The following is a 24,935-nucleotide window of genomic DNA, read 5'->3' on the forward strand; positions in this document are numbered from 1 at the left end:
AATTTTTTTTAATGAATTCTACAGAAATTTTAGATAAAGACTGTTTAACAGCGGTAAAACTGCTTCCTACGGTCATAGAAGTTACCCCGGAGGAGAGAAGAATGATAAAAGATGCAGCAGTACATCTTCAGAAAAAATATGACACTTATGAAAACCGTGATTTTATAAAGCATGTGCACCAGCTGGCCTCTTATTTCTTACCGGAAAGAATTTTAAGCATAGCAGCTGATTTTGCGAGTGACTTTTCTGAAAATCAGTATGGGGCGCTGATCTTTACAGGATTAATGGATATAAACCAGGAGGAAATAGGTTCTACCCCACCGAACTGGCAATCGGCAGATTATTCAAAATTTAACTTATATGGTTTTGTATGTGCTCTAATTCATGGAGCACTTCCCTCAAAGCCCGTACAATATTATTCACAGCGTAAAGGCGGCGGATTGATCCATGCCATCATTCCTGATGAAAAAATGAAGGAAACACAGACAGGATCAGGGTCTTCAACTGATTTATATGTACATACAGAAGATGCTTTTCTGAAACATCAGGCTGACTTTTTAAGCTTTATGTATATTCGAAATGAAGAGCAGGTACCTTCAACGCTATATTCTATCCGTTCTCATGAATCGATTGGGGAAAATTATAAGCCTCTTTTTGAACCAATTTATAAAATCCCGAAGGACGCCAATCTTGAAACGGGAGAAAATGAAGAAGAAACCCTGGATTCTGTCTTGTACGGTAATACCAATCTTCCTTTTATGCGATTTGATGCGGCGGAACAGCTTTTCAATTCCAGCATAAGACAATCTGATGAAGCGCAACATACACTGCATGAATTCTGGGAAGAAGCCAGACATTTGATTTATTCGGGATTTACTCCTCAGGCCGGTGATGTTATTTTGGTTAATAATCACTTATGTGCTCACGGAAGATCGGGCTTCCGTGCGGGAGTAAGAAATATTGACGGTGTAGAACAGCCATGCGAACGAAGAATCATGCTTCGTATGATGAGCAAAGTAAGTCTTATCGATATGAGAGCACATACCCTTACGGAAGATCCGTTCTTTGTGATCGAGGAACATCTGGGGAAAAACTTTCAACATTTTTAATAGAATGCCTGGTTAGTTGGCATTTTTGAACATTCAATCAATCGAAAACCTTTTTGGGCATTGCTCAAAAAGGTTTTTTTCTGGTTAACCCTTTTTAAAGGTTAATAAGGTAAATTTCGGCTAAAGCCAATGGATTTGTTATCTGATTATTTAAACGGGCTAAAGCCCGTTCCTATTGAATATTGATAGTTTTTATATCAATAGAAGCGGGCTAAAGCCCGCTTGTTTTTTTATTAATAATATTGGCTTCAGCCAAAACTTAAAAAAAGGTTTATTGTTTAAAAAATCTGTCAAACAAAGACAACTGTTCAGATAATGATCTGCTCCAATATTCCGGAACATGTCCTCCCAAAGATTCCGTGTAGAGGTGCTGGATCTTCATTTCAGTCAGCTTTTTATGAAAATTCCGGTTCATAGTGATCATTTGTGTGTCTTCCGTTCCGCAGTCGAAAATGTATTGCTGATCTGCTCCGGCCATCAGTTTTATTTTGCTGTCAGTAAGGAAAGCAGGATTAATAGATTCCAGTGGGCCTAAAACCTTATTCACCATATATTTCTGATATCCTTCCCCGAAAGAATTAAAATCCAGGGCACCGCATGAACTTCCCACAATACCGAATGTTTTGTTATAAGTAACTCCGATATTCGTTGCACCATAACCTCCCATGCTCCATCCCATAATTCCGCGGAATTTTTTCTCAGCTTTCACAGGATAATGTTTATCAATGAATTCTACCAGTTCTTTTCCGATAAAAGTCTGATATTGCGAATCTTTAACAACCGGACTGTCTACGTACCACGAACTGTAATGGCCATCAGGAAGTACATAAATGGTTTTAAATTCCTGAACTTTTTAACCAGATCCGGAATATCCTGTTTGATAATTCTGTCCGGATTACCGCTGAAACCATGAAGAATATAAACAGACGGATATTTCATATCAGGCTGAAGGTTTGGAGTGATGATCACTGTTTTGATCTTTTTATTCATTTTCGGACTGAAAATTTCCTGATGAATAATTTTTTGTGCGGATAACTGTACAAATGCAGTCATTACAAATGCAATGTTGATAAGCTTTTTCATACTGAAAAGTGTTTAATTAATAATAGCTACAGGTATATTTTCTTAAACATATAATATACCAATGGTCTTTAGACAGGACAAAATTGTGAAATTAAAAAGGGAAAGCCTCAACATATGTTGAAGCTTTTGTAATTTATTTTCCGTTTATATTTATAGTCTCAGCTGATTTCTTTTTTTATGCGGCTGAGCTGTGTAGGTGTAATTCCCAGATAAGAAGCAATGTGATGCTGTTTTAACCTGTTATAAAGAGAGTATTTTCAAGCAATTGCAGATATCGTTTTTTGGCTGTTTCGTATTTGAGGGAAACTTCCAGAGGTTCTTTGTTTACCACCCAGTTTTTCTCAAGATAGTACATATGAAAAAGGGCAAGGTCATGATGCTTTTCAAGCAGTTCCCGATAGGCTTTTGCAGGATATTGTATTACAGAACAATCTTCCAAGGCAATGATATTGAAATCACTGGGTTCATTTTTAATAATAGCAGCAGTGGAAGCAACAAAACTATTTTCTTCAAAGAAGATTTTGTAAATGGTATTTCCCTGTTCATCTGTTGTGTAGTACCCTATTAATCCAGACTTAAGAAAATAATAATATCTGGCCATGGCACCGGATTCCAGCAGAAGATCATTTTTATGGTAGTATTCTTCCGTACAGATATACAATAAATCTTTAATTGTTTCATCAGATAAAGGGTAATATCGGTTGATCTGATTTACAAATTCAGAGTTTTTCATTTTAATATTCAGAAAGTATAAGAATTATTATGTAATCATCTGGAAAAATCTGTGCTATTTGTGGGTAAAAAATTAATCCAGTATCTTTTTCATCATCAAATCGGTCTGTTCTTCTTCTCCCAACCTGAAAATATGTTTGTCAAATTCAACAAATCCGTTTTTACTGTAGAAATTGATAGCCCTAAGGTTTTTCTCCCACACTCCAAGCCAAAGGTATGATTTACCCAGCTGTTGAGCCGTTTCCAAAGCCTGGTTATAAAGAAGCTGCCCCACTTTTTTCCCGTGATGGCTTTTCTTTACATAGATCCTTTCAATTTCCAGGCTGGTATCGTCCTGAAGCTCGGTCTGCGCCTTCCCGGAATTCACTTTCAGATAACCTACCGGATTGTCTTCTTCCCAGGCAATATAGAAAAGAGAATCAGGATTATTCAGCTCTGATTTCATCTTTTCCGTATTAAAGCTGTCTTCCAGATATTTTCTCATTGCCTCTTCAGTATTATCTTCTGCAAACGTTTCCTTGAAAGTCTGTATACCAATATTTTGTAATATTTCAAGGTCTTCTGTTCCTGATTTACTAATGATTATCGATGACATAATAAGTATTTATTGTTCTAATTTATAAATAAGATTTTTTATTTCAGGCAAGGTTAGTTCTGTTTTTGTTTCTGATGTTATTATATTTTTTAAAATTTTGATGTGAGCCGTCTTTAAAGCATCTTCACTTTTTACTTCCTGATCAGGAATTATACCTGTATGTTCCCAGTTCTTACCATTTGCTAAAGAAGTTATTTTTCCTGCCGGAACAAGCAGTAAATATTGATTTTGAACAATAAAATGATCTACAGGGTTGGCTGCACCACCTGTTTTTTCACCAATTACTTCTGCAAGTTTATATTGCTGCAAAAAATAGGCTACAGCTTCTCCGGCTGAAAAAGTCTTTTTACTGGTAAGAATATAAACCTTTTTATGAAGATATTTCTGTCCTGAAACTTTGGATTGAGTACTGTCGGTAACCGTTTTCTGATCATGTCTGAACCAGGTGGTATAAAGATCTTTTTTCTGATCAAAAAAATAGCTTAAAAATAAAAGAAGCATCCCGTTTTCTCCACCTCCGTTTTCTCTGAGGTCAATAATCAGAGAATGGGTATTGGCAACAAAGTCCATGGTGGCTGCTAATGTTTTTTCACTGGCTTCAGGAGAGGCAAAACCTTTATAATTGATGTACCCGATATTCCCCGGAAGTCGCTGAACTGTTTCAAATCCGAAATTTTCAAGACTATTGTGTTCATTGTTCAATTTCTCTTTCTCTTTTTCACTCATCTGTTTTTCAGGCGTGTAGTTTTCGAGATATTTAACAAAAAAATGTTCGTCTTTAATGGTTGTTCTTAACTTTTGAGTAAGAAGATCCGCAAAATCTTTTTTATTGAGGGCTTTAAAAGTTCCTTTTTTAAGTTCACTTTGAAATAAAGAGTCCACTTTTTTATAAGTTTCTTTATCAATATAATGACTTTTTACTTTTTCTGTAATATCAGAGAGTACTGCTGAAACATCATTTTTCTGGGCAGCAGTGAATAAGGAGATAAAAAAGCAGGCCCCAATGCATATTTTTTTCATTGAAATAAAGATTTAATATTTCAGCAAATGTATTTTAATGAAGTCTGTGGGAATTGTAAAAATGGAAACTCAGATAAACAGCCAGATATTATTTTTCCCAGTATCTACATCATCAAAGAATTTTCCGGGATTTATTCTGGTAAGTTCTTTAAAATCTTTAATAAGGTGGGACTGGTCATAAAACAGGTTCTCATAAGAAAGTTCCGTAAGGTTTCTGAAATTTTTGTTGGTGATCAGCACATTTCGGAAACGCTGGATTTTTCTGAATTCTGAAGCGGGTTTAGCAAGATAGCGCCTGGAAATCTTATTGACATATTGCCTTGTTATTTTGTTTTTGACTGCAATTTCTTCAATGCTCAACTCGGTTTCAAAATCATTCAAAATTGTATAAGCCAACTGTAAATCTTTCTTTATGAATTTTGAAAGCCAGTAATTTTCCAGCATTTCAATTTGTATATTTCTGTCAGATTCTTTCAAAATGGTATTCATCGTTTCTTTAAAATCTGAAATATGAATTTCCTGCTGCAGATCATCACTTTTACCGGCATTATAAAAATGATAAATTCCTAATGGTTTAAAGTAAACGGTAACTTCATTAACGGATTGCTGATAAAGAATTTCAGTTGGAACAGAGCATCTGAATACAAAATCAATCACGATATTCTCGGATAGAGACCTTCTGATTTCAACCCATCCTTTATTCTGGATAATAGAAACATCCTGACAAGCTGACACGATAAAATAATTATCCGGAAACGTAAGGTATCTGATTGGCTGATGACTGTCATCTTTTTCCACAAAATAATATCCTTCAATATATTCTTTAAGAACGGAATGTAAAGGTTGATAAAAAGTAACTTTCATACTAAAGGATTGAAGATAAAAAATAAACAGAAAACAAAATCCTGAATGGTGTTCAGGATTGTATTATTTTATGAAAAGAGTATTTTTTTAAATGCTTCAGAAGCCAGATGCACCTGTACACTCCAGTCTTCTGCGGCATCACTTCCTGCATCATCAGAGATGTATTTCAGGCATAGGAACGGAATGTTTTCCTTTTGGGCAATCAATGCCAGTGGATAGGCCTCCATGTCTACAATATTATAATCTGTTTCTGAGTGGTTCATTTCAAAACTGTCACCGCTACCACAGATTCCTTCTTTTAAGGTATCCATCTTAAGACCGTATTCCAGTACAGGAGGCACTCCGGATAATGGAGTTTCATACAGTTTAAATCCAAGCCCTCTTACATCCATATCTCTCTGGATAAACTTTGTACAGCACACTACTTCTCCTTTATGAAATCCTTTGCTTCCTGCAGAGCCTAAATTCACGATCAGTTTAGGTTTCCTGATATGAATTTCTTTGGTTAGTTCTATAGCAGCATTCACTTTTCCAATGCCTGTAATTAATTTGTTTTTATCATCGAATACAGTTCCTGCTTCAGAATCTAATGCAAAAACAAAAAGAGTATCATCAATTGAATAGTGAGTGTTGTCGTTAATTTTTATCATTGAGAAATCAGATTTACACAGCTATTGGCACTGTATGGCAAAGATACGATACTCTATTAAATTAAAAACCCCAAAACAAATATTTGTTTTGGGGTCCTCATATCTTAAATACTGCATCCGTCAGCATCGCATGCTGCTCCGCTGCCACCGGAAAGATCCTTAAACGGACTCACTGTTTCTTTATAGGTCTGCTGAAGTGCATTTTCAAATACCTCTGCAGGCTGAGCTCCGGAAACGGCATATTTACCGTTCAGCACAAAGAAAGGAACTCCGGAAATCCCATTGTTTCTTGCTTCCTGAATATCCTGATTAACCTCATAAGAGAGCTGATCTGTAGTAACGGCTTCTCTGGCTTCATCTTTATCAATTCCAAGACTTTCTGCAAGAGCAATTAAAACTTCAGTATCACCTACGTTTTTGCCATCAATGAAATGGGCAATAAATAATGCTTCTTCCATTTCATTGGATTTGTTGTGCTTCTTAGCTAAATGAAGCAGCTTATGAGCACTGAAAGTATTAGTGATGAGTGTTTTTCCGAAATTGAAATCAATTCCGGCTCCTTTTCCCATTTGGGTAACCTGCCCCAGCATTTGACTGGCCTGGGCTTCAGCGACTCCTTTTTTCTCTCTGAAATACTGAATGGTATCCTGTGTTTCATTGGGATCTAAAGTAGGATCCAGCTGAAAACTCTTCCATTCCACTTCTACTTCATCTTTGAAAGGTAGTTTACTTAGAGCCTGTTCAAAATTATTTTTTCCGATATAGCAAAACGGACACATTACGTCCGACCAGATTTCTATTTTCATTGTATTTAATTTTAAATCAAGAAACTGTTTAAACTTATATTCAATATATATTAAAACCATTAAGAATCATTCTGATTTTTAAGCCTTATGTGAAGCTTATCTTAATACGCTCATCAACTTACTACAATCTTAATGTTTCAGAAATAAAATTTAAACACGTTTCAAATTAATAGTACAAAGTTACTAAAATTTATTCAATGTAATAAAAATTGTTACAGTTTAATTCTGACAAATGGAAACAACCTGGATTCGTTTTTCAACTCTGCTTTTTAAGATCATCATCAGAAATGCAAGAATCCCAAAAACAACACCTATCCAGGGAATATATGCGACTCCTTTTGTCACAATGATCCATCCTCCTATCGTAGTTCCCAGCGTTACTCCCAGATTTCCGAAAGATGTAGCCAGGCTGTTGGCAAATTCCAGTGAATCCGGTGCGGAAGAGATCATATAAGCTGATGCATTCAGAAAACTTGGTGAATACAGAAAACCCCAGATCCCGATTACCAGAATTGTTGCGAATAAATTTCCATCAGAAAAATATAAAAGTACAGGTACTAAAATGGTTCCCGAAAGAAAAATAGCTGTAGTACCCGCAATATTTTTATTAAGCATTTTTCCGGCAACTCCATTGGCTGCAACTCCGATAAGCCCAAACAGCAGCAGCATATAGCTTACCATTGATGTATCCATTCCTTTGGCTTTATTCAGATAATCAGCAAAATAACTGTAGGTAGAAAACCAAGCCGTAATCATGAAAAAGTTAGTCAGAGTACTTAGAATAAATGGAGGCTGCTTCAGGATTCTAACCTGGTTTCCATAGGATTTCTTTTCTTTCACAGGCATCGGAGGAAGAAGGAAGTAAATGACCCCTAAAGCAATCAGACTTACAGCAGTCTGTATCATAAATGAATATTCCCAGGACCAAAGTCCCGCAATCCATGTTGCAAAAGGAACCGTTGTAACCATCGCAATGGCTACTCCATTAAATACAATTCCCATCAGCTCATTTTTTTCCGGTCATCTGCCTGGGAGACTGCCACAGATAAAGCTGTTGCAATATATACAGGCTGTAGAAATGCCGGTAAAATCCTAACCAGCATCAATAGCCAGAAAGGAGGTGAAAAGAAGATACAAAACCTGTAATCAGAAACATAAAAATGGCTGCAAGCATTATTTTTTTACGGTCAAAACCTGAGGTAAGTAAGGTCATAAAAGGGCCTGTAAGAGCAATAATTAATGCAAAAGCACTCAAAAGATACCCTGCTTTGTCTATACTTATTTTGTAATGTTCTGCAACCTGCGGGAGAATTCCAATGACGCCAAATTCTGTTGTAATAACGGCTATAAACCCCAGACATCCAATATATGCGTATTTTTTCATTATACTTTTTCTTCTACAGAATTTAAATTTCGGTGAGCAAAAACAGCCATTTCATCTATTGCAGATTGTACTTCTTCCAGGATTTCTCCCATATGCATAAATCCGTGGACCATATCTTTGTAAAGACTTGTTGTAAGTGTAACGCCTGCATTTTTCATATTTTCAGAAAGCTGTTTCCCGTCATCAAGCAAAGGATCATGCTCTGCAAGAATTATTAAAGTGGGTGGAGTTTCTTTAAAATCTTTGATTAAGACAGGAATTGCCAAAGCATTATCTTTTTCTTCTTTGGGAAGATACCAGTCCCATGCTTCAATCCCGCCCTGCTTATTAAGAACAGGCCCGTTTTCATAAGTTTCCCAGGATTTTGAATTGAGCTGATTATCGGCTGCAGGATAAATTAATACCTGAAATTTCAGATGCTTTCCTATCTGAGTAGAAACAGCCGCAGCCAATGCTGCGCCAGCGCTATCTCCTATTATTCCTATTTTATCAGGATCAATTCCTAAAGATTCTGCCTTTTCTATGACCCATTTTATGCTGTCAAGAGAATCATTTAAGCCTGCAGGAAAAGGATGTTCCGGAGCAAGACGGTAGTCTATAAAGATAACCGCAGATCCGGTTTTATTAGCCAGTTTACGAACTACAGCATCATGGGTTTCATATCCTCCAGCGATGAACCATCCTCCATGAATATAAATAATGGCCGATGAATTCTGAATATCTTTTCCGTTAGGACGATAAATCCGAACAGGAATCTGATGGTTTTCTCTTTGAATCTCCAATTCTTCAATCATTGCAACGGATTCTTTTTTTCCGCTAAGCTGAAAGGACATTGTTTCAAGATATTTACGGGTTCCGTCTAAGGAACTCTGAGGATTGAAAGGTTGTATTTTTTCTAAATGATTTAGAATCTGTGTTATTTTAGGTGTTAATTGCATTATTATTTTGATTTGAGTTACTATTATTTTACAGGGAACGTGAGCGCTATTGTTCCTTACTGCCGCATATTTTCTGCTTTCTGTGTGTAAAATTAAATCTCAAACCTTACATTTGCATTGTATACAGCTAAATGTATGGTACTAACAAATTTGTAAGTAATGGGAAAGCTAAAAGAAAATTCGACGAATAATATCAACAGACAATATATACAGGGATGTGATTTGAGCTATGCTGTATGCAAAATCGGAGGCCGGTGGAAACTGATTATTTTAAACAAACTAAAAGATGAAAAATTACGTTTCAGCGAGCTTAGAAACTCTATTTCAGGAATCACGGAAAGAATGCTTACCCTGCAGCTGAGAGAGTTGGAGAAAGAAAGCTTGGTAAAAAGAACTGTTCATGCAGAAGTTCCCCCAAGAGTAGATTACGAGCTTACTGATATTGCCCGGGAACTGATTCCTATATGGAAACTGCTTGATGAATGGGGAGGAAAACACAGGGAAATGATGCAGGCACAGGAAACAACCGAAGCATAATAAATTCTGCGGATTTTGAATCTGAATAGACTTGAAAATAAAAGGAGCGGGATTTTATCTTTGATAAAATCCCGCTCCTTAAACAAATCCGAAATATAAAAATTTACATCTCTGCGTTTGCTTTATTTACTCTTTTTGAAAACAGAATATGGGCGATCAGAGCCAATACTCCAAATGTAGTTCCTACGAAGCATACACCACCCCATTGAGCTTTCTGCCATGCAATAGAAGCCAGCCAGGTTCCCAGTGATCCGCCAATAAAATAAGATACCATATAAACTGTATTCAGCCTGTTTACGGCATTGGATTTAAGTAAAAAATAATTGGTCTGGTTCATAATATGACTGGACTGTACTCCCAGATCAACAAGAATTACCCCGACAATAAGTCCCCAGTAGGTTTTTCCTGCAAAGTAGGTGAATCCCCAGCTCCCAATAACAATCAGCAGGGAATACAATATAATCCGGTTAATATCAAGGTATTTTTGCAGTTTCCCTACCTTTGCAGCTGCCAAAGCTCCTACCGCGCCGGCCAGTCCAAAACTTCCCACTACAGAAGAACCTGCGTTGAAAGGCGGTTTCTCCATATGGAAAACCAATGTGGTAAACAAAGCACACATGGATCCGAAGGCCATTGCCCCACGGAAAGATGCCAGCTGAAGAACCGGCTGGGTTTTCGCAAGATGGGCAACAGAACGCATCAGTTCTTTATAAGTCCCCTTAAAGTTCGGAGATAACTCAGGCAGCATTTTATACACAGCCAGCCAAACCAGGATCATTAATCCTGCCGCGATACCGAACATAGCTCTCCAGCCCCATACTTCGCCAACAATTCCTCCGACAAAACGGGATAAAAGAATTCCCAGCAGCAATCCTGACATTACCAGCCCGATATTGCCCGATTTTTCTTTATCTGATGAAAGTTCTGCCGCAATAGGCACAAAAAGCTGCGGAATAACAGACGTTGCACCAATCAGCAGACTGGAGGCATACAGCATCCATAGCTGAGTGGCAAAAGTCATCCATAAAAGTGATCCGAAAACAAGAAATAAATCAATTAAAATCAATTTTTTACGAAAAAACTTATCTCCTAACGGCACAATCAGTAATAATCCCAATGCATAACCGATCTGAGTAAGTACAGAAATTTTACTCGCTGAACTCTCAGGAATCTGAAGCTCTTCTGAAATGAGGGCTAACAGCGGCTGATTATAATAATTATTGGCAACTACAAGTCCGGAAATAATAGCCATAAGCCAGATAACCGTCCGGGAAATACCATGGGTAGAACTCTCCTGCATTACGTATAAATTTTTATTTGAAATGAAAACCATCTGACCGTTGATATCGCCAGATTTTTAAGAGTTCAAAGATAATCATTAAAAAAAGAAATTCCCCGGTTTACATTTTTACATTTTTATAAAATAAGGCAGGAACTGCTGTAAGTAAAATGATTTCAATAAACTGCCGGATCATTGTTTTTATTGATGATGTATATCGATGAAAAACCTTTTACATATTGGAAATATTAAAGAAATTTGCAGCATGAAAATCATTCCACTTAAAGAAGGCAATTTTTCGGCAAGCAAAACCAAGGATTTTACACTTTTAACCGATGAAAACTTTGAACAGGTTGGAGGAATTAAAATGTCTGTACAGCCTTTTCTCATCATTACTGAAAATGATTATATTCTTCTGGATGCAGGCATTGGCTGGAAAAACAAGTCCGGGACAACTGTAATTTCCGAAATTCTGGAAAGGGAAAATATTCATCCCGGCCAGATCACTAAATTATTATTTTCCCATCTTCACAAAGATCATATCGAAGGAGCAGTGACACTTACGGATAACGGCTTTGAGGCAACTTTTCCCAATGCTCAGATGTATATACAAAAACGTGAGCTGGATTTTGCTATGGAAAATAAGGGTAATCCTTCCTTTAATTTTGATATGCTGGAAAAATTGATTCAACTGCCTGATATCATCTGGATGAATCAGGATAAAGGACAGATTACAGATGAGATTTCATATGAAGTGGCGGGCGGACATACTCCGTTTATGCAGGTATTCTGGATCAGAGAAAATGAGGAAACGGTGTTCTATGGCGCCGATGATCTTCCACAGGCTTCCTATCTGAAGTATCATCTGGCTTATAAAAGCGATTTTGATGGCAGGAAAGCAATGGAATTAAGGCTTAAATGGGAAAAAGAAGCACAGGAAAACCATTGGAAAGTTCTTTTGTATCATGACCTGGATAAAACCGTTATAGAATTTTAAATAAAAAAATGGTTTAAATTTCATTAAACCATTTGTAGATATCAAATTCCGAAGGAATATTGAGCTTTTTCTTATCCTGTTTTTCCTGTTTTGTATGGCTTTGGGCGTTACAAAAATACAGGTTGCAATTTCCTTGGTGGTCATATTGAGCTTAAGATAGATACAAAAGATCAGTTCAGAGTTTTTTAACGAAGGCTGTATAGCTGATAACTTTTTAAAAAATCAGGATAGACAAGTCTGAATTTATTCAGCAAACGGGGAGAATTTGCTTTGGCAAGTGCCATAATTTCGTCTTGTACAAGAATTTTCTGATTCAAATCCTCTATATTCGGTTCAGGGTTTCTATTTTTCATAATACTTTCTCATCTCTACTTATTTCAGATACGGCATCTCTTGCGCATCAGTACAAAGTCTTTTTTTCTCTGATATCTGTGTTTTGCTGATTAATATTGGAAACAGGATAGTTTTTATATGTTTAAAATTTTATTGTTTTTAATTAATATAATGTAATGTTTCATAGTGTATAGGTTGTAATTATTGAATAAATATGTTAAAAAATCATACATGTGAATTTTATATCATTTTTACATTGGCAAAGAAAGAAAAAATGATTAAAATTTTATTAAAACCGCGTACCACATAGATACCACGTTATTTTTTTCAGTAAATATCATAATAGCTTTTATCAGCCCGTTTCCCACTATTTGCAAGGGTACTTTCTGACAGGCTGTAAATGTAGCAGATTGGCAGTATAACTTTTTATGATCTCAATCAATAACCTGCAAAAGAATTTCTTCAAAAAAAGCAAGTATGTGTGGTATATGAATGGTACCACGTTCTTCAGAAAATAAATAAAATCCATGTTCCTTTATTTTAAGAAAGTTTTTATACAAGAATAGTACAAATGTTTATTTAAAATATTGAAATAGAATATGATCATTGAAAGTTTATTAATTTCATTTGGAGCCGAAATTAAAGATTACAAGGCAGAAGATATTATTTTCCGGGAAGAAGAGTCTCCAATGTATTATTACCAGATTGAAAAAGGTAAAGTTAAACTCAATAATTATACGGAAGACGGAAAAGAATTTATCCAGAATATATTCTCAGACGGTCAAAGCTTTGGAGAATCCCTGTTGTTTGTAGACAGACCATACCCTATGAATGCCGTTGCAATGGAAAATTCAAGTGTATTCAGAATGCCAAGACAGAATTTCCTTGATCTGATCCGGAATAATCCCGAAATTTCATTAAGCGTTTATGAATGCCTCGCGGAAAGGATGTATTATAAATATATCATGCTGTATAATCTTTCTTTTCAGAATCCTGTATCCAAGCTGAAATTGCTTATGGACTACCTGAAAAGCTACCATGAGGAAAAAACACCTTACTCTTTCCAGGTTCCGCTTACACGGCAGCAGCTTGCTTCACTTACCGGATTACGGGTAGAAACAGTGATAAGAACCATAAAACAAATGGAAAAGGATCAGATGGTAAAAATAGAACGCCGGAAGATCTATTATTAAAGTAAAAGCTGGAATAATCCGGCTTTTACTATATTTTGTCTGACAGTGTTCTGCTCACTCCTACTGATCAAGCTGTCTTTGAAATTCTTCCAGGTATCTGGCAATATGAATCCCGTCTGCCAACCCGTGGTGCGCCTCAACAGAAACCGGAAGGTATTTTCTGCCGTCACGGATATTAAATCTTCCAAAGGCAACTTTAGGAACTGATTCCTTCGTATTAAAATCAGTAGGCTGCAATATAGCACTGAAAAAGTTCCAGGGAATGGTGGTATGTCTCACATGATCTTTTCCCAGCCTTTCATTGCTTAGTCTCAGTCCCGAAGTCTGGTGAACCCCTTTTATCTCCTCCTGCAAAGCTGCATTAAACGTTTCAAAATCTTCTGAATAATGAGTAAAAGAAAAACCAAAAGTACCATCCGGTCTTCCGATTGTGCTGCCGGCATGAACCGTATCAAACTGTACAACCTGTCCGTCAACGATTCTGAGTTTTAATTCATCAACTGTATTAATCGCCACCATAGACTTATGAAAATAGTAGGCAAAAAAGAATATCCTTTTTCTTTGGCTGTCTCATATGCTTTTGTACAGTCTACTTCTGTCGTAAATCCGAAATAAGGACTTGCCATATTAGAGAAAAATTCAAAATGTTCTTTCCTGTTCCAGTTATCTATGTCTACAATCTTCATTAACTCTTATTTTGTGCAAATTTCTGAAAGTTTCTCCGGTTTAAAAAATTTATGACTGAAAATATAATTAAAACTTAACTTTATAAGACCATGATTTGGTAGGCATTTTGCAGCAAAATAACGTATTTGCAACTTACTTATTTGTACGTAACTCCTTTTTCATTCAGGAGATAAACTGTATACAATCTAATTAATAATAAAAATAAAATATGGCAATGGAAAAAATCGGATTCATCGGATTAGGAAATATGGGACATCCTATGGCCAAAAACCTTGAGAAAGCAGGCTTTCAGTTATCCGTTTACAACAGATCTTCTGAAAAAACCAGAGACTTTGAAGAAAAATCATCAGTCTGCACTCAAATTAAAGACCTTGTACAAAACAGTGATATTGTATTCACGATGCTTACCAACGACAGTGCCGTAAAAGCAGTATATGAAGAAATTATTCCTTTAAATATTCAAGGGAAGCTCTTCGTGGATATGAGTACGATCTCTCCCGAAACCTCTACAGAAACTGCAGCCGCTCTGAAAATAAAGGAAGCTTCTTTTATTGACGCTCCTGTGGCAGGAAGTACCGTACCGGCACAGGAAGGACCCTCATTATTATGGCAGGAGGTGAAGAAAAAGACATCAGGCGAGCCATGCCCTATCTTTTAAAAATGGGAAAATCTGTAAAACATTTGGGGGAAAACGGAAAAGGAATCGCAGGAAAACTATCCATCAATTATTTTCTGTCTGCCATTTATCAGGGGCTGGCGGAAACTGTATTGCTGTCCGGGAAATTAGGTATTGAACGGTCCGATATGCTTGAGATAATCAATGAAAGTGCCAGCGGAAGCGGTGCAACAAAGGTAAAAACACCTCTGTTGATTGCGGACGAGTACACCCCGGCATTTGCTCTTGATCTTATGCTCAAAGACATTCTTCTGGCTAAAAATGCCGGGGCTGATTTCCCTTTATCCGGAGCATTGATTAAAACCTATCAAAATGCACATGATAAAGGATTTGGTCAGGATGACGTGATAGGAATCATCAATTATTTAAAAACAATAGAATAATATGGAGATCATCAATTATAAAGGAAAACATTGGTCTGCAAGAAAAACAGGTCATATTTATATCGTAAGTATTGACAATCATTCCAATATTGTAGAGGTTTTAACGGATTTTATCCGGGACCAGAAAATTCAGGCGGGAGAAGTAACAGGAATTGGAGCGGTGAGTGAAGCAACACTCCGTTTCTTTAATCCGGCTACTAAAAAATATGTGGATAAAGCTTTTAAAGAACAGATGGAAGTCACCAATATTTCCGGAAATGTTTCGGAAATAGAAGGAAAATTGACGCTTCACCTTCATATTACGCTGGGTAGAGAAGATTACACCGCTTTGGCAGGACACCTTTTAGAAGCAAAAATTCAGGGAGCCGCAGAATTTATTTTCTATCCATTGAATACCAGAGTGGTAAAAATTAAAAACGAAGAAACGGGCATCAATCTTTATGATTTTGAAAAATAGAGTGCTGGCAACTGTTGATTGCGTATTGATGCTGTATTTAAATTTCAAAGCTGTTAAAAATGCAAAGACACAAGATTTAGTTCCTGTGCCTTTGTTCTTTTTATCAGCAGCTATACTTATGCTCGAGTTTGTGTTTTTTAGCGGACTATATTAAATTTCAGTAGTGGTCATCCCGAATTTCTTTTTGAACGAAGAATAAAAGTGCGATAAATTCTCAAAACCCAGATCAAGATAAATATCCGAAGGTTTTTTATCCCTGTTTTTTATTAAATAATAAGCTTCCTTCAATCTTTTTTCTTTCAGCCATTGTTTGGGCGTCATCTGAAATGTTTTACTGAAATCTCTCTTAAATCCTGAAAGACTACGGCCTGTAAGCTTTGCAAAAGCATTTACCGATACATTGAACATAAAATTTCTGTTCATAAATTCTTCAAGATCAATCTTATAAGGTTCTGAGAAATCAAAAAGAAGGTTTTTAAAATCAGGATTACTCAGTAAAAGTAGCTCTATAGCTTCCTTTACTTTTAAAATGGCCAGTTTTGGAGGTATCTCTTTAGTCTTATTGATATAGGGAATAAGAGAAGTAAAATAGCTATTAAAAAAATCATCAGGTTCAAAAAATAACCGCTGATCCCCCGGAAATCCGGTGTGTACCGTTATTTTGTTTTCAGCAGCATATTGTCTCAATGTTTCATCGTCAAGTGTAATGGATATAAACTGATATTTTTCCGTGGCTGAAGGATATTTGACCGTTCTGATCAGCTGGTTTTTCCTGACCAGAACTACTGTATTTTCTTTAATCACTGTTTTTCCGTGTTCATGAAAAGCATGTGTTTCCCCTGAGATCTGAAACCCCAGAAAATAATCAGGGATGAATTCTTCATGACCTTTGTAAGATTCAAAAGCACATGAATAAACCAGTTTGTCAAATATGATCTCAGTAGTATTTTCCATGATACAAATATCTGAAATTTAAGCTATAGCCTGCACTCCTGCTTCTGCTATTTCCTTATCCTGTTCCGGAGTTCCACCTGAAGAGCCTATGGCACCAATAATCTTTCCGGCTGTACTTTTTATGACAACACCCCCTGCAATTGTCAGAAGTCCCTCATTTGAGTTCAGCATTCCATAACCATGAATGCCTGTTTCAGAGATAATTTCTCCTAATATATCACTGTTCACTCCAAACATCACTGCCGTTTTTGCTTTTTTAACAGCAAAATCCATCACTCCGCAGACACTGTCCAGTCTTGCCAATGCAACAAGATGACCTCCGGCATCCATCACAGCAATACTTACAGGAATATTCATAGATAATGCCCTTTCCTTTGCTGCATTTAAAGCCTTTTCAGCAAGTTCATAATTCATTTCCATAGGATTAGCTCTTTGTGTTCCACGCTTCCGCCTGAAGCTGTTTTACAAAATCCTCAGTTTCTTTCGGATGGACATTTCTGAAATTACAATGGTCATCTAAAGCTACATTTACAATCACTTCAGCCATAGACTGCGGATCAAGTTGATGTGCTAACGATTCAGCAGCACCGTCAAATGCAGATTCCGGTGTAAAATTAATTTTAGGATCATACCAATGGAAGATAGAGTCTACACCCCTGTCATTAAATCCAGTTCCGAATACACCCGGATTGCAGGTTGCAATTTTAATATTAAACGGAGCGAGTTCGGTTCTTAACCCTTCAGCAATAGATTCCAGCGCATGTTTGGAAGAACAATAAGCTGCAACGTAAGGAACGGTCCACAACCCTCCCATTGAGGAAGTAAAAACAATCTTACCACTCTTCTTTTCAACAAACTTTCTGATGAAGCCCTGCGCAAGATTCAATGCACCAAACACATTCACTTCAAACATAGCACGGATAATATCTACCGGCTGTTCAGCAATTGGACCGCCTTCCATAATTCCTGCGTTACTGATTAAGATATCTATTTCATACTTTTTCAGGATATAATCAATATCTCTTTGGCTGGTTACATCCAGCTTATCCACTGTAAGATCAATCCCGTGTTCCTTAGCTTCGCGGATTAAATCACTCATCTGAGGATAAACCTGCGCAGTGGCAATTACCTTATGTCCTTTTTTAGCAAGATCAAAAGCAGCAATCTTTCCGAAACCACTTGCTGCCCCTGTAATTAAAATTGTTTTACTCATTGTATTCTTTTTAAATGATGGTACAAATTTCAAAGATTCCCACAAGGATAATGTTGCCTGAAAGTTCATTTTTATATTGCTGGAAAGTTCAGAAAAAAACGATCAGAGGATGAATAATTTTCTAAATAAGTCCACTTTCACATCATAAAAAAATATATTTATCGTTAGATTTGTAATATAAAACTAAAACCAGTATATGCTTAAAATTAAAACGGTTCTTTTAATTTTTATCTCTTCTTCTTTCAGCTTTGCTCAGAATTGTAATTGTGAAAGTAATTATCAGTGGGTAAAAAAGACATTTGAGGAAAATGATGCCGGCTATCAATATGTGATTGATCAAAAGGGAATTCCTGCTTATCAGGCTCATAGCAATGAATTTCTGAACAAAATCAAAAATGTAAAATCAGATACTGAATGCCAGCAAATCATTTATGACTGGCTTAAATTCTTCAGATCCGGCCATTTTTCAATCTCAAAAATTGACAATGCCAGTCAGCAAAATCCACCTGCAGCTGTTGAAAATTTAAAAACAGAAATGGTAAAAGTTGATCTTGAAAAATTTAAAAATGAAGTTCTGACTAAGAAAGATTCGGAAATTGAAGGGATCTGGGGAACCGGGCCTTACACGATAGGAATCAAGAAATTTGGCGACAGTTATAAGGGTTTTATTATTACATCCGGAGCAGAAAACTGGAAACCTTATGAACTGAAACTGGTTATTAAAGCTGATAAAACCACAGGAACCTTTTATTTGAGAAACAAATCTGCCCAGGAAATAAACAATATAAGGTTCATTGGAAAAAATTATCTTGGATTGGGTGAGTTTACCCTGAAAAGAATTTCGCCCCAATTTGGAAAAGAAGAAGGCGTTGAAACGTACTTTGAAACAATAAACGCACAAAAGCCTTTCCTGAAAGTGCTTAATAAAACTACACTGCTTTTAAGAATTCCTTCTTTCAACGGTGCTTTAAAAAAAGATATAGACAGCGTTATGGCAGCCAATCAATCTAAAATTGAAAGTACAGAAAATCTGATTATTGATATCAGAAATAATGGCGGCGGCAGTGACAGCAGTTTTGATAAAATTATCCCCTATCTCTATACCAATCCTATCAGAAGTATCAGGACACAGTTTTATTCTACAAAACTGAATAATCAGCGAATGCTGGATCTGTATGAGAATTACCAGAAATATGGAATACCGGAGCAAGAAAGAGAATATCTGAAGAAGGCCTATGATAAACTCACCAGGAACTTAGGCAAGTTTGTCAGCCTTCAGGACGACGGAAATATAGTAGGAATCAACAAGCTTGACAAAATTTCGCCTTATCCTGAAAATGTGGGAATTATCATCAATGATGGTAATGGCAGTACTGCCGAAGAGTTTTTACTGGCTGCCAAGCAGAGCAAAAAAGTGAAGCTTTTCGGGACAACGACAGCGGGAGTTCTTGATATTTCCAATATGTATTTTATTAATTCACCCTGTAACGAATTTAAATTAGGATATTCTCTTTCTAAAAGTTTCCGCATTCCGGAAATGGCCATTGATGGAAAAGGGATTCAGCCGGATTATTACATAGACCGAACAATCCCTGATTATCAATGGATTGATTATGTAAGTGAAGTTCTTAATGAAAAATAAAATAACAGGCTGTTTCGAACCGAAGCAGCTTTTTTTAAGCTCTTTTCATACTTTCAATAATTAAAAATAAACAGTTTGTTGTAAATTGGTTAAGTTTTTGAAGTTATTCTACAAAACCAGTCACACCATTGAAATTAATCACATTTACAAAAAAGGAATTTACTGTCCGCAGGGAAAATTTTATATAGACCCCTGGCGGCCGGTAGATATGGCGGTCATTACCCATGGCCATGCTGATCATGCCCGCTGGGGAATGAAAAAATACCTGTGCCATCATTTCACAAAACCTATTCTTCATCAGAGAATCGGAACAGATATCGAATGCCGGAGCGTAGAATACGGAGAGGTTGTTACCATCAATGGGGTAAAGCTTTCCCTTCATCCTGCCGGACATATTATCGGGTCTGCTCAGATAAGACTTGAACATAAAGGATATGTAACCGTAATTTCGGGGGATTATAAAGTGCAGAATGATGGACTCAGCACCCCTTTCGAGCTGGTAAAATGTAATGAATTTGTGACGGAAAGTACTTTTGGCCTACCCATTTACAACTGGCTTGAAGTTTTGGATTTAAATAAAAAACTTCAGAACTGGGTACTGAAAAATAAAGAAAACAACAAAACGTCAGTCTTCATCGGGTATTCTCTTGGGAAAGCCCAGCGTATTATGAAGGCGGTGGAAGAACTGGGGAAAATATATGTTCACTATTCCATCGGAAAACAGAATGAAGCCTTTGAAACTGTGGGAATTGATCTTCCGGATTACACGATTGCAGATTTCAGGGAACGTCCCAAGGAAGTGCAGCATGAAATTGTCATTGTACCACCTGCCCTACTGGACAGTAATATCATCAAAAAGATTCCTGATCCTGCTACGGCCATATGCTCTGGGTGGATGCAGGTGCGCGGGGCCAGAAGATGGCGGAGCGCAGACGCAGGATTTGCCATGAGCGACCATGCTGACTGGAAAGGATTATTACAGACTGTAAAAGCCACCGAAGCCGAGCTTGTACATGTTACCCACGGGCAGACAGAAGTCTTTTCAAAATACCTGAATGAGATCGGAGTCAAATCAGATGTTGTGGAAACATTGTTTGGAGACGACGAAGAAGAATCCGAAAAAGAAACCCTTCAAACCCCGGAATCATGAGACACTTTGCAGAACTTATCAACGCGTTGGAAACCACCAATAAGACCAATGCTAAAATTGATGCTATCATTGATTATCTGGAACGCGCTCCCGATGAGGATAAAGTGTGGTTTATTGCCTTGTTTACCGGAAAAAGACCCAAGAGAAATGTGAATACCAATTACATGAAAGAATGGGCACTGGAGATTACGCAGCTTCCCTACTGGCTGTTTCAGGAATCTTATTCTTCTGTAGGAGATCTTGGGGAAACTTTATCATTAATACTGCCTCCTCCGCAGGAAAAAATAGAACGTTCTTTATCAGAATGGATGAATGATATTGTTAATTTAAAAAACAAAACAGATACAGAGAAAAAGAATTTGTACTGCAGTCATGGAATGGTCTGGATTATACTGAGCGTTTGATTTTCAATAAATTAATTGGCGGAAGCTTCCGTATCGGAGTATCAGATAAAACATTAATCAATGCGCTGACCAGATTTTCCGGTCAGGAATCCAGTGCTTTGATGCACAGCCTGATGGGAAAATGGCTGCCGGATGAAGTGTCTTTCAAAGAACTTATTGATGCAGAAAATGTTAATCCTGATAATTCAAAACCTTATCCTTTCTGCCTTGCCTATCCTTTGGAAAAAGGACCTGAAGAACTTGGAAGCCCTGATGAATGGCTGGTAGAATATAAATGGGACGGAATACGCGGACAGATCATACGGAGAAACGATGAAGTCTTCATCTGGTCAAGGGGTGAAGAACTTGTGACAGAACAATTTCCGGAAATCAGAGAAGTTGTACAGGAAATGAAAGGCAATTTTGTACTAGACGGAGAAATATTGGCAGTAAAAGACGGTAAGGTTTTAAATTTTAATGAATTACAAAAAAGATTAAACAGAAAAACTTTAACTAAAAAAATGCTGTCGGAAATCCCGATAGAAGTTTTTGCCTATGACCTGCTGGAGCTTGAAGGTAATGATCTGAGAGAGAAACCGATCTCTGCAAGACGAGCTTTGCTTGAAGAACTGTTATTGAATGAAAGTCCTCAGAACATCAGCATTTCCAAAAGTCTGGAGTTTGAAAAATGGGAAGAACTGAATACCCTCAGAGAAAATTCACGGGAAGTAAACAGTGAAGGATTGATGTTGAAGCAGAAAAATTCTCCTTACCATTCCGGCCGGAAAAAAGGTGACTGGTGGAAGTGGAAAATCAATCCGTTTACCATTGATGCAGTGCTTATTTATGCCCAGAAAGGAAACGGCAGACGAAGTGCTTACTATACTGATTATACTTTTGCCGTGAAAAATGGTGATGCTTTAGTAACCATAGCCAAAGCTTATTCCGGACTTACAGATAAAGAAATTATGGAAGTAAGCCGCTTTGTAACCAAAAATGCTATTGAGAAATTCGGTCCTGTAAGAACGGTAAAAGCAGAGCTGGTCTTCGAAATTGCTTTTGAGGGAATTGGTTTCAGCAACCGCCATAAAAGCGGTGTGGCGCTCCGTTTCCCGAGGATTGTAAGATGGCGGAAAGATAAAACAGTAGATGAAATAGACACTCTTGAAGAAATAAAAAAGTTAATACAATAATATTGTAAAGTATTTTAATTCATTAGCAATGATTCGCAGAGTAACTTTGCCCAGCAATAATTTCATACCAGCTCTCAGCATCTTTTGCATTAAAACCAAATCAGATTAAAGTTGGCAGCTTTCGAACATACAGACGGATTTAAGATCATTCAGCAATGGATGAGCGATAAAGGTATTGCCCCTTTTAAATTCCAGCTTGAAACCTGGAAAAAATTCGGAAACGGATACAGCGGAATGGTAGTTGCTCCTACCGGGTTCGGGAAAACTTTTTCTATTTTTTTAGCAATGGTTTCAGACTTCCTGAATCATCCCGAACAATACAAAAAAGGGTTAAAAATGATCTGGATAACGCCTCTCCGTTCCCTTTCCAAAGACATTGCGAAGGCGATGCAGGAAGCTATTGATGAAATAGGGCTGGATTGGGCCGTAGGTGTAAGAAACGGAGATACTGATCCTAAAGTGAGACAGCAGCAGGTAAAAAAAATGCCTGAAATTCTTGTTGTAACTCCTGAAAGTCTTCACTTGCTTCTGGCTCAGAAAAATAATGAAGCTTTTTTCAGGGATATGAAATGTGTGGCTGTGGATGAATGGCATGAATTACTCGGTTCAAAGCGCGGTGTCATGGTAGAACTTGCCATTTCCCAGCTCAGAAAATATGTTCCTAAGGTTAAGATCTGGGGAATTACCGCCACTATCGGGAATCTGGACGAAGCCATGGAAGTGCTTATTCCTTATGATATTAAAAAGACAAAGATTACGGCCAAAGAACATAAGAAAATAGATATTCTGCCTGTTTTCCCGGACGAAATTGAAATATTGCCATGGGCGGGACATCTGGGAAACAAGCTTGCAGATAAAGTCGTTCCTATTATTCTGGAGTCAAAATCCACAATTGTTTTTACCAATACGAGAAGCCAGAGTGAAATGTGGTATCAGCTTCTTTTGGATGCGTATCCTGATTTTGCCGGCCAGATCGCCATCCATCACAGTTCCATTGATGCACACCTGAGAATCTGGATTGAGGAAAACTTAAGTTCCGGAAAATTAAAAGCCGTGGTTTCTACATCCTCCCTGGATCTTGGGATTGATTTTAAGCCTGTCGACACCGTTATTCAGGTAGGATCTGCCAAAGGAGTTGCGCGGTTTCTGCAGAGAGCCGGACGCAGCGGACACTCCCCTTTTGAAACCTCAAAGATATATTGTGTTCCTACGCACTCTCTGGAGCTGATTGAAGTTTCAGCATTAAAAGAAGCGGTAAAACAGAAAGTTGTTGAGCCCAGGGAACCCCAGGTTCTTTGCTTCGATGTATTGGTTCAGTTTCTGATGACGCTGGCTGTAGGAGACGGTTTTTATCCTGATGAACTTTACGAAAGAATCAGAAAAGTATATGCATTTCAGGAAATACTGGATGAGGAATGGAAAAGTATCCTGGAATTCCTTACCATCGGCGGAAGTGTTTTAAAAAGCTATGAGGAATTCCATAAGGTTGTCATTATGGAAGACGGGCTTTATAAAGTAACTTCAAGAAAAATCGCCATGCTTCACAGGATGAATATGGGAGTGATTGTAAGCGATGCCATGCTGAAAGTGAAATTTATATCAGGAGGTTACATTGGGATGATTGAAGAATATTTTATTTCAAAACTTAAAAAAGAGGAAAAATTTATTCTTGCAGGGAGAACGCTGGAAGTCGCCATGATCAAAGATATGACGGTGTATGTAAGAGCTGCCAAAGGAAAAGCCCTGGTACCAAGCTATCTGGGTGGAAGACTTCCTTTAAGTTCCAATCTGGGACATTTTTTAAGAGAAAAACTTTCCCATGCCTTAAGTCCTAAAGCATCAGAAAAGGAACTTAAATTTCTTCATTCTTTATTGATTAATCAGGAAAAAAACTCCCACATTCCCAAAGAAGATGAATTCCTGGTGGAAATGATTAAAAACCGTGAAGGATACCATTTATTTATGTATCCTTTTGAAGGGCGGCTGGTACATGAAGTAATGGCCGCATTAATTGCTTACCGCATCTCAAAGCTGGCGCCTATTTCCTTTTCAATGGCAATGAATGATTATGGATTTGAGTTATTCAGTGATAAGGAAATTCCGCTTAACGGAGAAAATCTGCAACAGTTCCTAACCCGTGATAATCTGATGAATGATGTGATTGCCAGTATCAATTCTGCCGAAATGGCCAGACGAAAATTCCGGGATATTGCCGTAATATCAGGAATGGTAATTCAAAATTATGCAGGACAGCAGCGTTCCAATAAATCACTGCAAAGCTCTGCCGGATTAATTTTTAAAGTGCTGGAAGACCATGATGCCGGTCATTTTTTAATAAAGCAGGCCTATACTGAAGTCTTTAATATGCAGCTCCAGGAACAACGTCTTGTAGAAGCTTTTAAAAGAATTGAAAAGTCTGAAATTATTTTAAAACATTCCCGTTCCTTCACTCCGCTCAGCTTTCCGATTAAAGTGGATAGCCTGAGGCAGACCCTTTCCAGTGAAGGGTTGGATGCAAGAATTAAAAGGATGCTGAAACTCTCCAATATAAGTGATATTTCATAAATATATTTAATACATTTTCCTGTCTTTTTAATCTTATTCATAGCCTAATATTCTGTGTTAATTTTATTGATAATTTTAAATAATCACCGTAACTTAGAGTATAGCTTCTCAG

At 37.2% G+C, this 24,935-nt stretch carries 26 protein-coding genes and 2 pseudogenes; 11 read left to right on the forward strand and 17 right to left on the reverse strand.

Annotated features, from left to right (window positions below; genetic code table 11):
* Window positions 1-11 precede the first annotated feature (11 nt).
* Complete coding sequence (locus OWR28_RS11990) at window positions 12-1,109, forward strand: TauD/TfdA family dioxygenase (RefSeq protein WP_332386798.1); 1,098 nt, start codon at window positions 12-14, stop codon at window positions 1,107-1,109.
* Window positions 1,110-1,380: 271 nt separating this feature from the next.
* Here the strand turns inward: OWR28_RS11990 and OWR28_RS11995 are convergent, their stop codons facing one another.
* The 11 genes from OWR28_RS11995 to OWR28_RS12045 form a co-directional block, all read right to left on the reverse strand.
* A complete protein-coding gene (locus tag OWR28_RS11995; RefSeq protein WP_332387452.1) occupies window positions 1,381-1,941 on the reverse strand; it encodes an alpha/beta hydrolase-fold protein in 561 nt (186 codons plus the stop codon).
* A complete protein-coding gene (locus tag OWR28_RS12000; protein WP_332386799.1) occupies window positions 1,899-2,192 on the reverse strand; it encodes a hypothetical protein in 294 nt (97 codons plus the stop codon). Before OWR28_RS12000 ends, OWR28_RS11995 begins: the two co-directional genes overlap by 43 nt.
* Before the next feature lie 232 nt (window positions 2,193-2,424).
* Window positions 2,425-2,925: a Crp/Fnr family transcriptional regulator gene (locus OWR28_RS12005; protein ID WP_332386800.1), complete on the reverse strand. Its 501-nt coding sequence runs from the start codon at window positions 2,923-2,925 to the stop codon at window positions 2,425-2,427.
* Window positions 2,926-2,997: 72 nt separating this feature from the next.
* Window positions 2,998-3,519 (reverse strand): GNAT family N-acetyltransferase, encoded by a 522-nt coding sequence (locus tag OWR28_RS12010; protein ID WP_332386801.1) that lies wholly within the window; start codon window positions 3,517-3,519, stop codon window positions 2,998-3,000.
* A gap of 9 nt (window positions 3,520-3,528) precedes the next feature.
* Complete coding sequence (locus OWR28_RS12015; RefSeq protein ID WP_332386802.1) at window positions 3,529-4,539, reverse strand: S41 family peptidase; 1,011 nt, start codon at window positions 4,537-4,539, stop codon at window positions 3,529-3,531.
* 69 nt (window positions 4,540-4,608) lie between these two features.
* The gene (locus OWR28_RS12020) at window positions 4,609-5,403 is read right to left on the reverse strand and encodes a helix-turn-helix domain-containing protein (protein WP_332386803.1); all 795 of its coding nucleotides are present in this window, start codon (window positions 5,401-5,403) and stop codon (window positions 4,609-4,611) included.
* 68 nt (window positions 5,404-5,471) lie between these two features.
* Window positions 5,472-6,053 (reverse strand): 5'-methylthioadenosine/S-adenosylhomocysteine nucleosidase family protein, encoded by a 582-nt coding sequence (locus tag OWR28_RS12025; RefSeq protein WP_332386804.1) that lies wholly within the window; start codon window positions 6,051-6,053, stop codon window positions 5,472-5,474.
* Window positions 6,054-6,157: 104 nt separating this feature from the next.
* On the reverse strand, window positions 6,158-6,859 hold the full coding sequence (locus OWR28_RS12030) for a DsbA family oxidoreductase (RefSeq protein WP_332386805.1): 702 nt from the start codon (window positions 6,857-6,859) through the stop codon (window positions 6,158-6,160).
* 219 nt (window positions 6,860-7,078) lie between these two features.
* Window positions 7,079-7,861 carry an MFS transporter gene (locus tag OWR28_RS12035; protein ID WP_332386806.1) on the reverse strand — a complete coding sequence of 261 codons (783 nt, stop codon included), beginning with the start codon at window positions 7,859-7,861 and terminating at the stop codon, window positions 7,079-7,081.
* Between the two features lie 100 nt (window positions 7,862-7,961).
* A complete protein-coding gene (locus OWR28_RS12040) occupies window positions 7,962-8,243 on the reverse strand; it encodes an MFS transporter (RefSeq protein ID WP_332386807.1) in 282 nt (93 codons plus the stop codon).
* The gene (locus tag OWR28_RS12045) at window positions 8,243-9,076 is read right to left on the reverse strand and encodes an alpha/beta hydrolase (protein WP_332386808.1); all 834 of its coding nucleotides are present in this window, start codon (window positions 9,074-9,076) and stop codon (window positions 8,243-8,245) included. Before OWR28_RS12045 ends, OWR28_RS12040 begins: the two co-directional genes overlap by 1 nt.
* A 264-nt stretch (window positions 9,077-9,340) precedes the next feature.
* On the opposite strand from OWR28_RS12045, the gene OWR28_RS12050 reads away from it, so the two are divergent.
* Window positions 9,341-9,718: a winged helix-turn-helix transcriptional regulator gene (locus OWR28_RS12050; protein WP_332386809.1), complete on the forward strand. Its 378-nt coding sequence runs from the start codon at window positions 9,341-9,343 to the stop codon at window positions 9,716-9,718.
* Between the two features lie 103 nt (window positions 9,719-9,821).
* On the opposite strand, the gene OWR28_RS12055 is transcribed toward OWR28_RS12050, so the two are convergent.
* Window positions 9,822-11,018, reverse strand: coding sequence for an MFS transporter (locus OWR28_RS12055; protein WP_332386810.1), 1,197 nt, complete (start codon window positions 11,016-11,018; stop codon window positions 9,822-9,824).
* Window positions 11,019-11,262: 244 nt separating this feature from the next.
* Here OWR28_RS12055 and OWR28_RS12060 point away from each other — a divergent pair, with 244 nt between their 5' ends.
* Complete coding sequence (locus tag OWR28_RS12060) at window positions 11,263-11,994, forward strand: MBL fold metallo-hydrolase (protein ID WP_332386811.1); 732 nt, start codon at window positions 11,263-11,265, stop codon at window positions 11,992-11,994.
* A gap of 185 nt (window positions 11,995-12,179) precedes the next feature.
* Here the strand turns inward: OWR28_RS12060 and OWR28_RS12065 are convergent, their stop codons facing one another.
* Window positions 12,180-12,347, reverse strand: a complete 168-nt coding sequence (locus OWR28_RS12065; RefSeq protein ID WP_332386812.1) for a hypothetical protein — start codon at window positions 12,345-12,347, stop codon at window positions 12,180-12,182.
* 579 nt (window positions 12,348-12,926) lie between these two features.
* Between OWR28_RS12065 and OWR28_RS12070 the strand changes: the two genes are divergently transcribed.
* On the forward strand, window positions 12,927-13,520 hold the full coding sequence (locus tag OWR28_RS12070; protein WP_332386813.1) for a Crp/Fnr family transcriptional regulator: 594 nt from the start codon (window positions 12,927-12,929) through the stop codon (window positions 13,518-13,520).
* A gap of 60 nt (window positions 13,521-13,580) precedes the next feature.
* On the opposite strand, the pseudogene OWR28_RS12075 reads toward OWR28_RS12070, so the two are convergent.
* Window positions 13,581-14,206, reverse strand: a pseudogene (locus OWR28_RS12075) (CatA-like O-acetyltransferase).
* Window positions 14,207-14,421: 215 nt separating this feature from the next.
* Here OWR28_RS12075 and OWR28_RS12085 point away from each other — a divergent pair.
* Genes OWR28_RS12085 through OWR28_RS12095 form a run of 3 tightly spaced genes read left to right on the forward strand, consistent with a single transcriptional unit; the run spans window position 14,422 to window position 15,723 of the window.
* Entirely contained in the window at window positions 14,422-14,865 is a 444-nt protein-coding gene (locus tag OWR28_RS12085) for an NAD(P)-binding domain-containing protein (protein ID WP_332386816.1), read from the forward strand.
* A 2-nt stretch (window positions 14,866-14,867) separates the two neighbouring features.
* On the forward strand, window positions 14,868-15,266 hold the full coding sequence (locus OWR28_RS12090) for an NAD-binding protein (protein ID WP_332386817.1): 399 nt from the start codon (window positions 14,868-14,870) through the stop codon (window positions 15,264-15,266).
* A 1-nt stretch (window position 15,267) separates the two neighbouring features.
* Window positions 15,268-15,723, forward strand: coding sequence for a PPC domain-containing DNA-binding protein (locus tag OWR28_RS12095; RefSeq protein ID WP_332386818.1), 456 nt, complete (start codon window positions 15,268-15,270; stop codon window positions 15,721-15,723).
* 150 nt (window positions 15,724-15,873) lie between these two features.
* Here OWR28_RS12095 and OWR28_RS12100 read toward each other — a convergent pair whose 3' ends face one another.
* Genes OWR28_RS12100 through OWR28_RS12110 form a run of 3 tightly spaced genes read right to left on the reverse strand, consistent with a single transcriptional unit; the run spans window position 15,874 to window position 17,890 of the window.
* The gene (locus tag OWR28_RS12100; protein WP_332386819.1) at window positions 15,874-16,677 is read right to left on the reverse strand and encodes a helix-turn-helix domain-containing protein; all 804 of its coding nucleotides are present in this window, start codon (window positions 16,675-16,677) and stop codon (window positions 15,874-15,876) included.
* Window positions 16,678-16,695: 18 nt separating this feature from the next.
* Complete coding sequence (locus OWR28_RS12105; protein ID WP_332386820.1) at window positions 16,696-17,091, reverse strand: GlcG/HbpS family heme-binding protein; 396 nt, start codon at window positions 17,089-17,091, stop codon at window positions 16,696-16,698.
* 10 nt (window positions 17,092-17,101) lie between these two features.
* Entirely contained in the window at window positions 17,102-17,890 is a 789-nt protein-coding gene (locus tag OWR28_RS12110; RefSeq protein WP_332386821.1) for an SDR family oxidoreductase, read from the reverse strand.
* Between the two features lie 196 nt (window positions 17,891-18,086).
* On the opposite strand from OWR28_RS12110, the gene OWR28_RS12115 reads away from it, so the two are divergent.
* The 4 genes and pseudogenes from OWR28_RS12115 (at window position 18,087) to OWR28_RS12130 (ending at window position 24,823) form a co-directional block, all read left to right on the forward strand.
* Window positions 18,087-19,532 (forward strand): S41 family peptidase, encoded by a 1,446-nt coding sequence (locus OWR28_RS12115; protein ID WP_332386822.1) that lies wholly within the window; start codon window positions 18,087-18,089, stop codon window positions 19,530-19,532.
* Between the two features lie 97 nt (window positions 19,533-19,629).
* Window positions 19,630-20,682: a ligase-associated DNA damage response exonuclease gene (locus OWR28_RS12120; RefSeq protein ID WP_332386823.1), complete on the forward strand. Its 1,053-nt coding sequence runs from the start codon at window positions 19,630-19,632 to the stop codon at window positions 20,680-20,682.
* A pseudogene (locus OWR28_RS12125) lies at window positions 20,679-22,258 on the forward strand (ATP-dependent DNA ligase). Before OWR28_RS12120 ends, OWR28_RS12125 begins: the two are co-directional and overlap by 4 nt.
* Window positions 22,259-22,369: 111 nt before the next feature.
* Entirely contained in the window at window positions 22,370-24,823 is a 2,454-nt protein-coding gene (locus OWR28_RS12130) for a ligase-associated DNA damage response DEXH box helicase (protein WP_332386824.1), read from the forward strand.
* Window positions 24,824-24,935 lie beyond the last annotated feature (112 nt).

This window comes from Chryseobacterium sp. 1B4 (assembly GCF_036631475.1).
GTDB lineage: Bacteria > Bacteroidota > Bacteroidia > Flavobacteriales > Weeksellaceae > Chryseobacterium.

Bases quoted from the DNA above. Each gene is read 5' to 3' on its own strand.
- OWR28_RS11990 (WP_332386798.1), top strand. From the start codon at position 12: ATGAATTCTACAGAAATTTTAGATAAAGACTGTTTAACAGCGGTAAAA.
- OWR28_RS12000 (WP_332386799.1), bottom strand. From the start codon at position 2,192: ATGAAAAAGCTTATCAACATTGCATTTGTAATGACTGCATTTGTACAG.
- OWR28_RS12005 (WP_332386800.1), bottom strand. From the start codon at position 2,925: ATGAAAAACTCTGAATTTGTAAATCAGATCAACCGATATTACCCTTTA.
- OWR28_RS12010 (WP_332386801.1), bottom strand. From the start codon at position 3,519: ATGTCATCGATAATCATTAGTAAATCAGGAACAGAAGACCTTGAAATA.
- OWR28_RS12015 (WP_332386802.1), bottom strand. From the start codon at position 4,539: ATGAAAAAAATATGCATTGGGGCCTGCTTTTTTATCTCCTTATTCACT.
- OWR28_RS12020 (WP_332386803.1), bottom strand. From the start codon at position 5,403: ATGAAAGTTACTTTTTATCAACCTTTACATTCCGTTCTTAAAGAATAT.
- OWR28_RS12025 (WP_332386804.1), bottom strand. From the start codon at position 6,053: ATGATAAAAATTAACGACAACACTCACTATTCAATTGATGATACTCTT.
- OWR28_RS12030 (WP_332386805.1), bottom strand. From the start codon at position 6,859: ATGAAAATAGAAATCTGGTCGGACGTAATGTGTCCGTTTTGCTATATC.
- OWR28_RS12035 (WP_332386806.1), bottom strand. From the start codon at position 7,861: ATGGGAATTGTATTTAATGGAGTAGCCATTGCGATGGTTACAACGGTT.
- OWR28_RS12040 (WP_332386807.1), bottom strand. From the start codon at position 8,243: ATGAAAAAATACGCATATATTGGATGTCTGGGGTTTATAGCCGTTATT.
- OWR28_RS12045 (WP_332386808.1), bottom strand. From the start codon at position 9,076: ATGTCCTTTCAGCTTAGCGGAAAAAAAGAATCCGTTGCAATGATTGAA.
- OWR28_RS12050 (WP_332386809.1), top strand. From the start codon at position 9,341: ATGGGAAAGCTAAAAGAAAATTCGACGAATAATATCAACAGACAATAT.
- OWR28_RS12055 (WP_332386810.1), bottom strand. From the start codon at position 11,018: ATGCAGGAGAGTTCTACCCATGGTATTTCCCGGACGGTTATCTGGCTT.
- OWR28_RS12060 (WP_332386811.1), top strand. From the start codon at position 11,263: ATGAAAATCATTCCACTTAAAGAAGGCAATTTTTCGGCAAGCAAAACC.
- OWR28_RS12065 (WP_332386812.1), bottom strand. From the start codon at position 12,347: ATGAAAAATAGAAACCCTGAACCGAATATAGAGGATTTGAATCAGAAA.
- OWR28_RS12070 (WP_332386813.1), top strand. From the start codon at position 12,927: ATGATCATTGAAAGTTTATTAATTTCATTTGGAGCCGAAATTAAAGAT.
- OWR28_RS12085 (WP_332386816.1), top strand. From the start codon at position 14,422: ATGGAAAAAATCGGATTCATCGGATTAGGAAATATGGGACATCCTATG.
- OWR28_RS12090 (WP_332386817.1), top strand. From the start codon at position 14,868: ATGGGAAAATCTGTAAAACATTTGGGGGAAAACGGAAAAGGAATCGCA.
- OWR28_RS12095 (WP_332386818.1), top strand. From the start codon at position 15,268: ATGGAGATCATCAATTATAAAGGAAAACATTGGTCTGCAAGAAAAACA.
- OWR28_RS12100 (WP_332386819.1), bottom strand. From the start codon at position 16,677: ATGGAAAATACTACTGAGATCATATTTGACAAACTGGTTTATTCATGT.
- OWR28_RS12105 (WP_332386820.1), bottom strand. From the start codon at position 17,091: ATGAATTATGAACTTGCTGAAAAGGCTTTAAATGCAGCAAAGGAAAGG.
- OWR28_RS12110 (WP_332386821.1), bottom strand. From the start codon at position 17,890: ATGAGTAAAACAATTTTAATTACAGGGGCAGCAAGTGGTTTCGGAAAG.
- OWR28_RS12115 (WP_332386822.1), top strand. From the start codon at position 18,087: ATGCTTAAAATTAAAACGGTTCTTTTAATTTTTATCTCTTCTTCTTTC.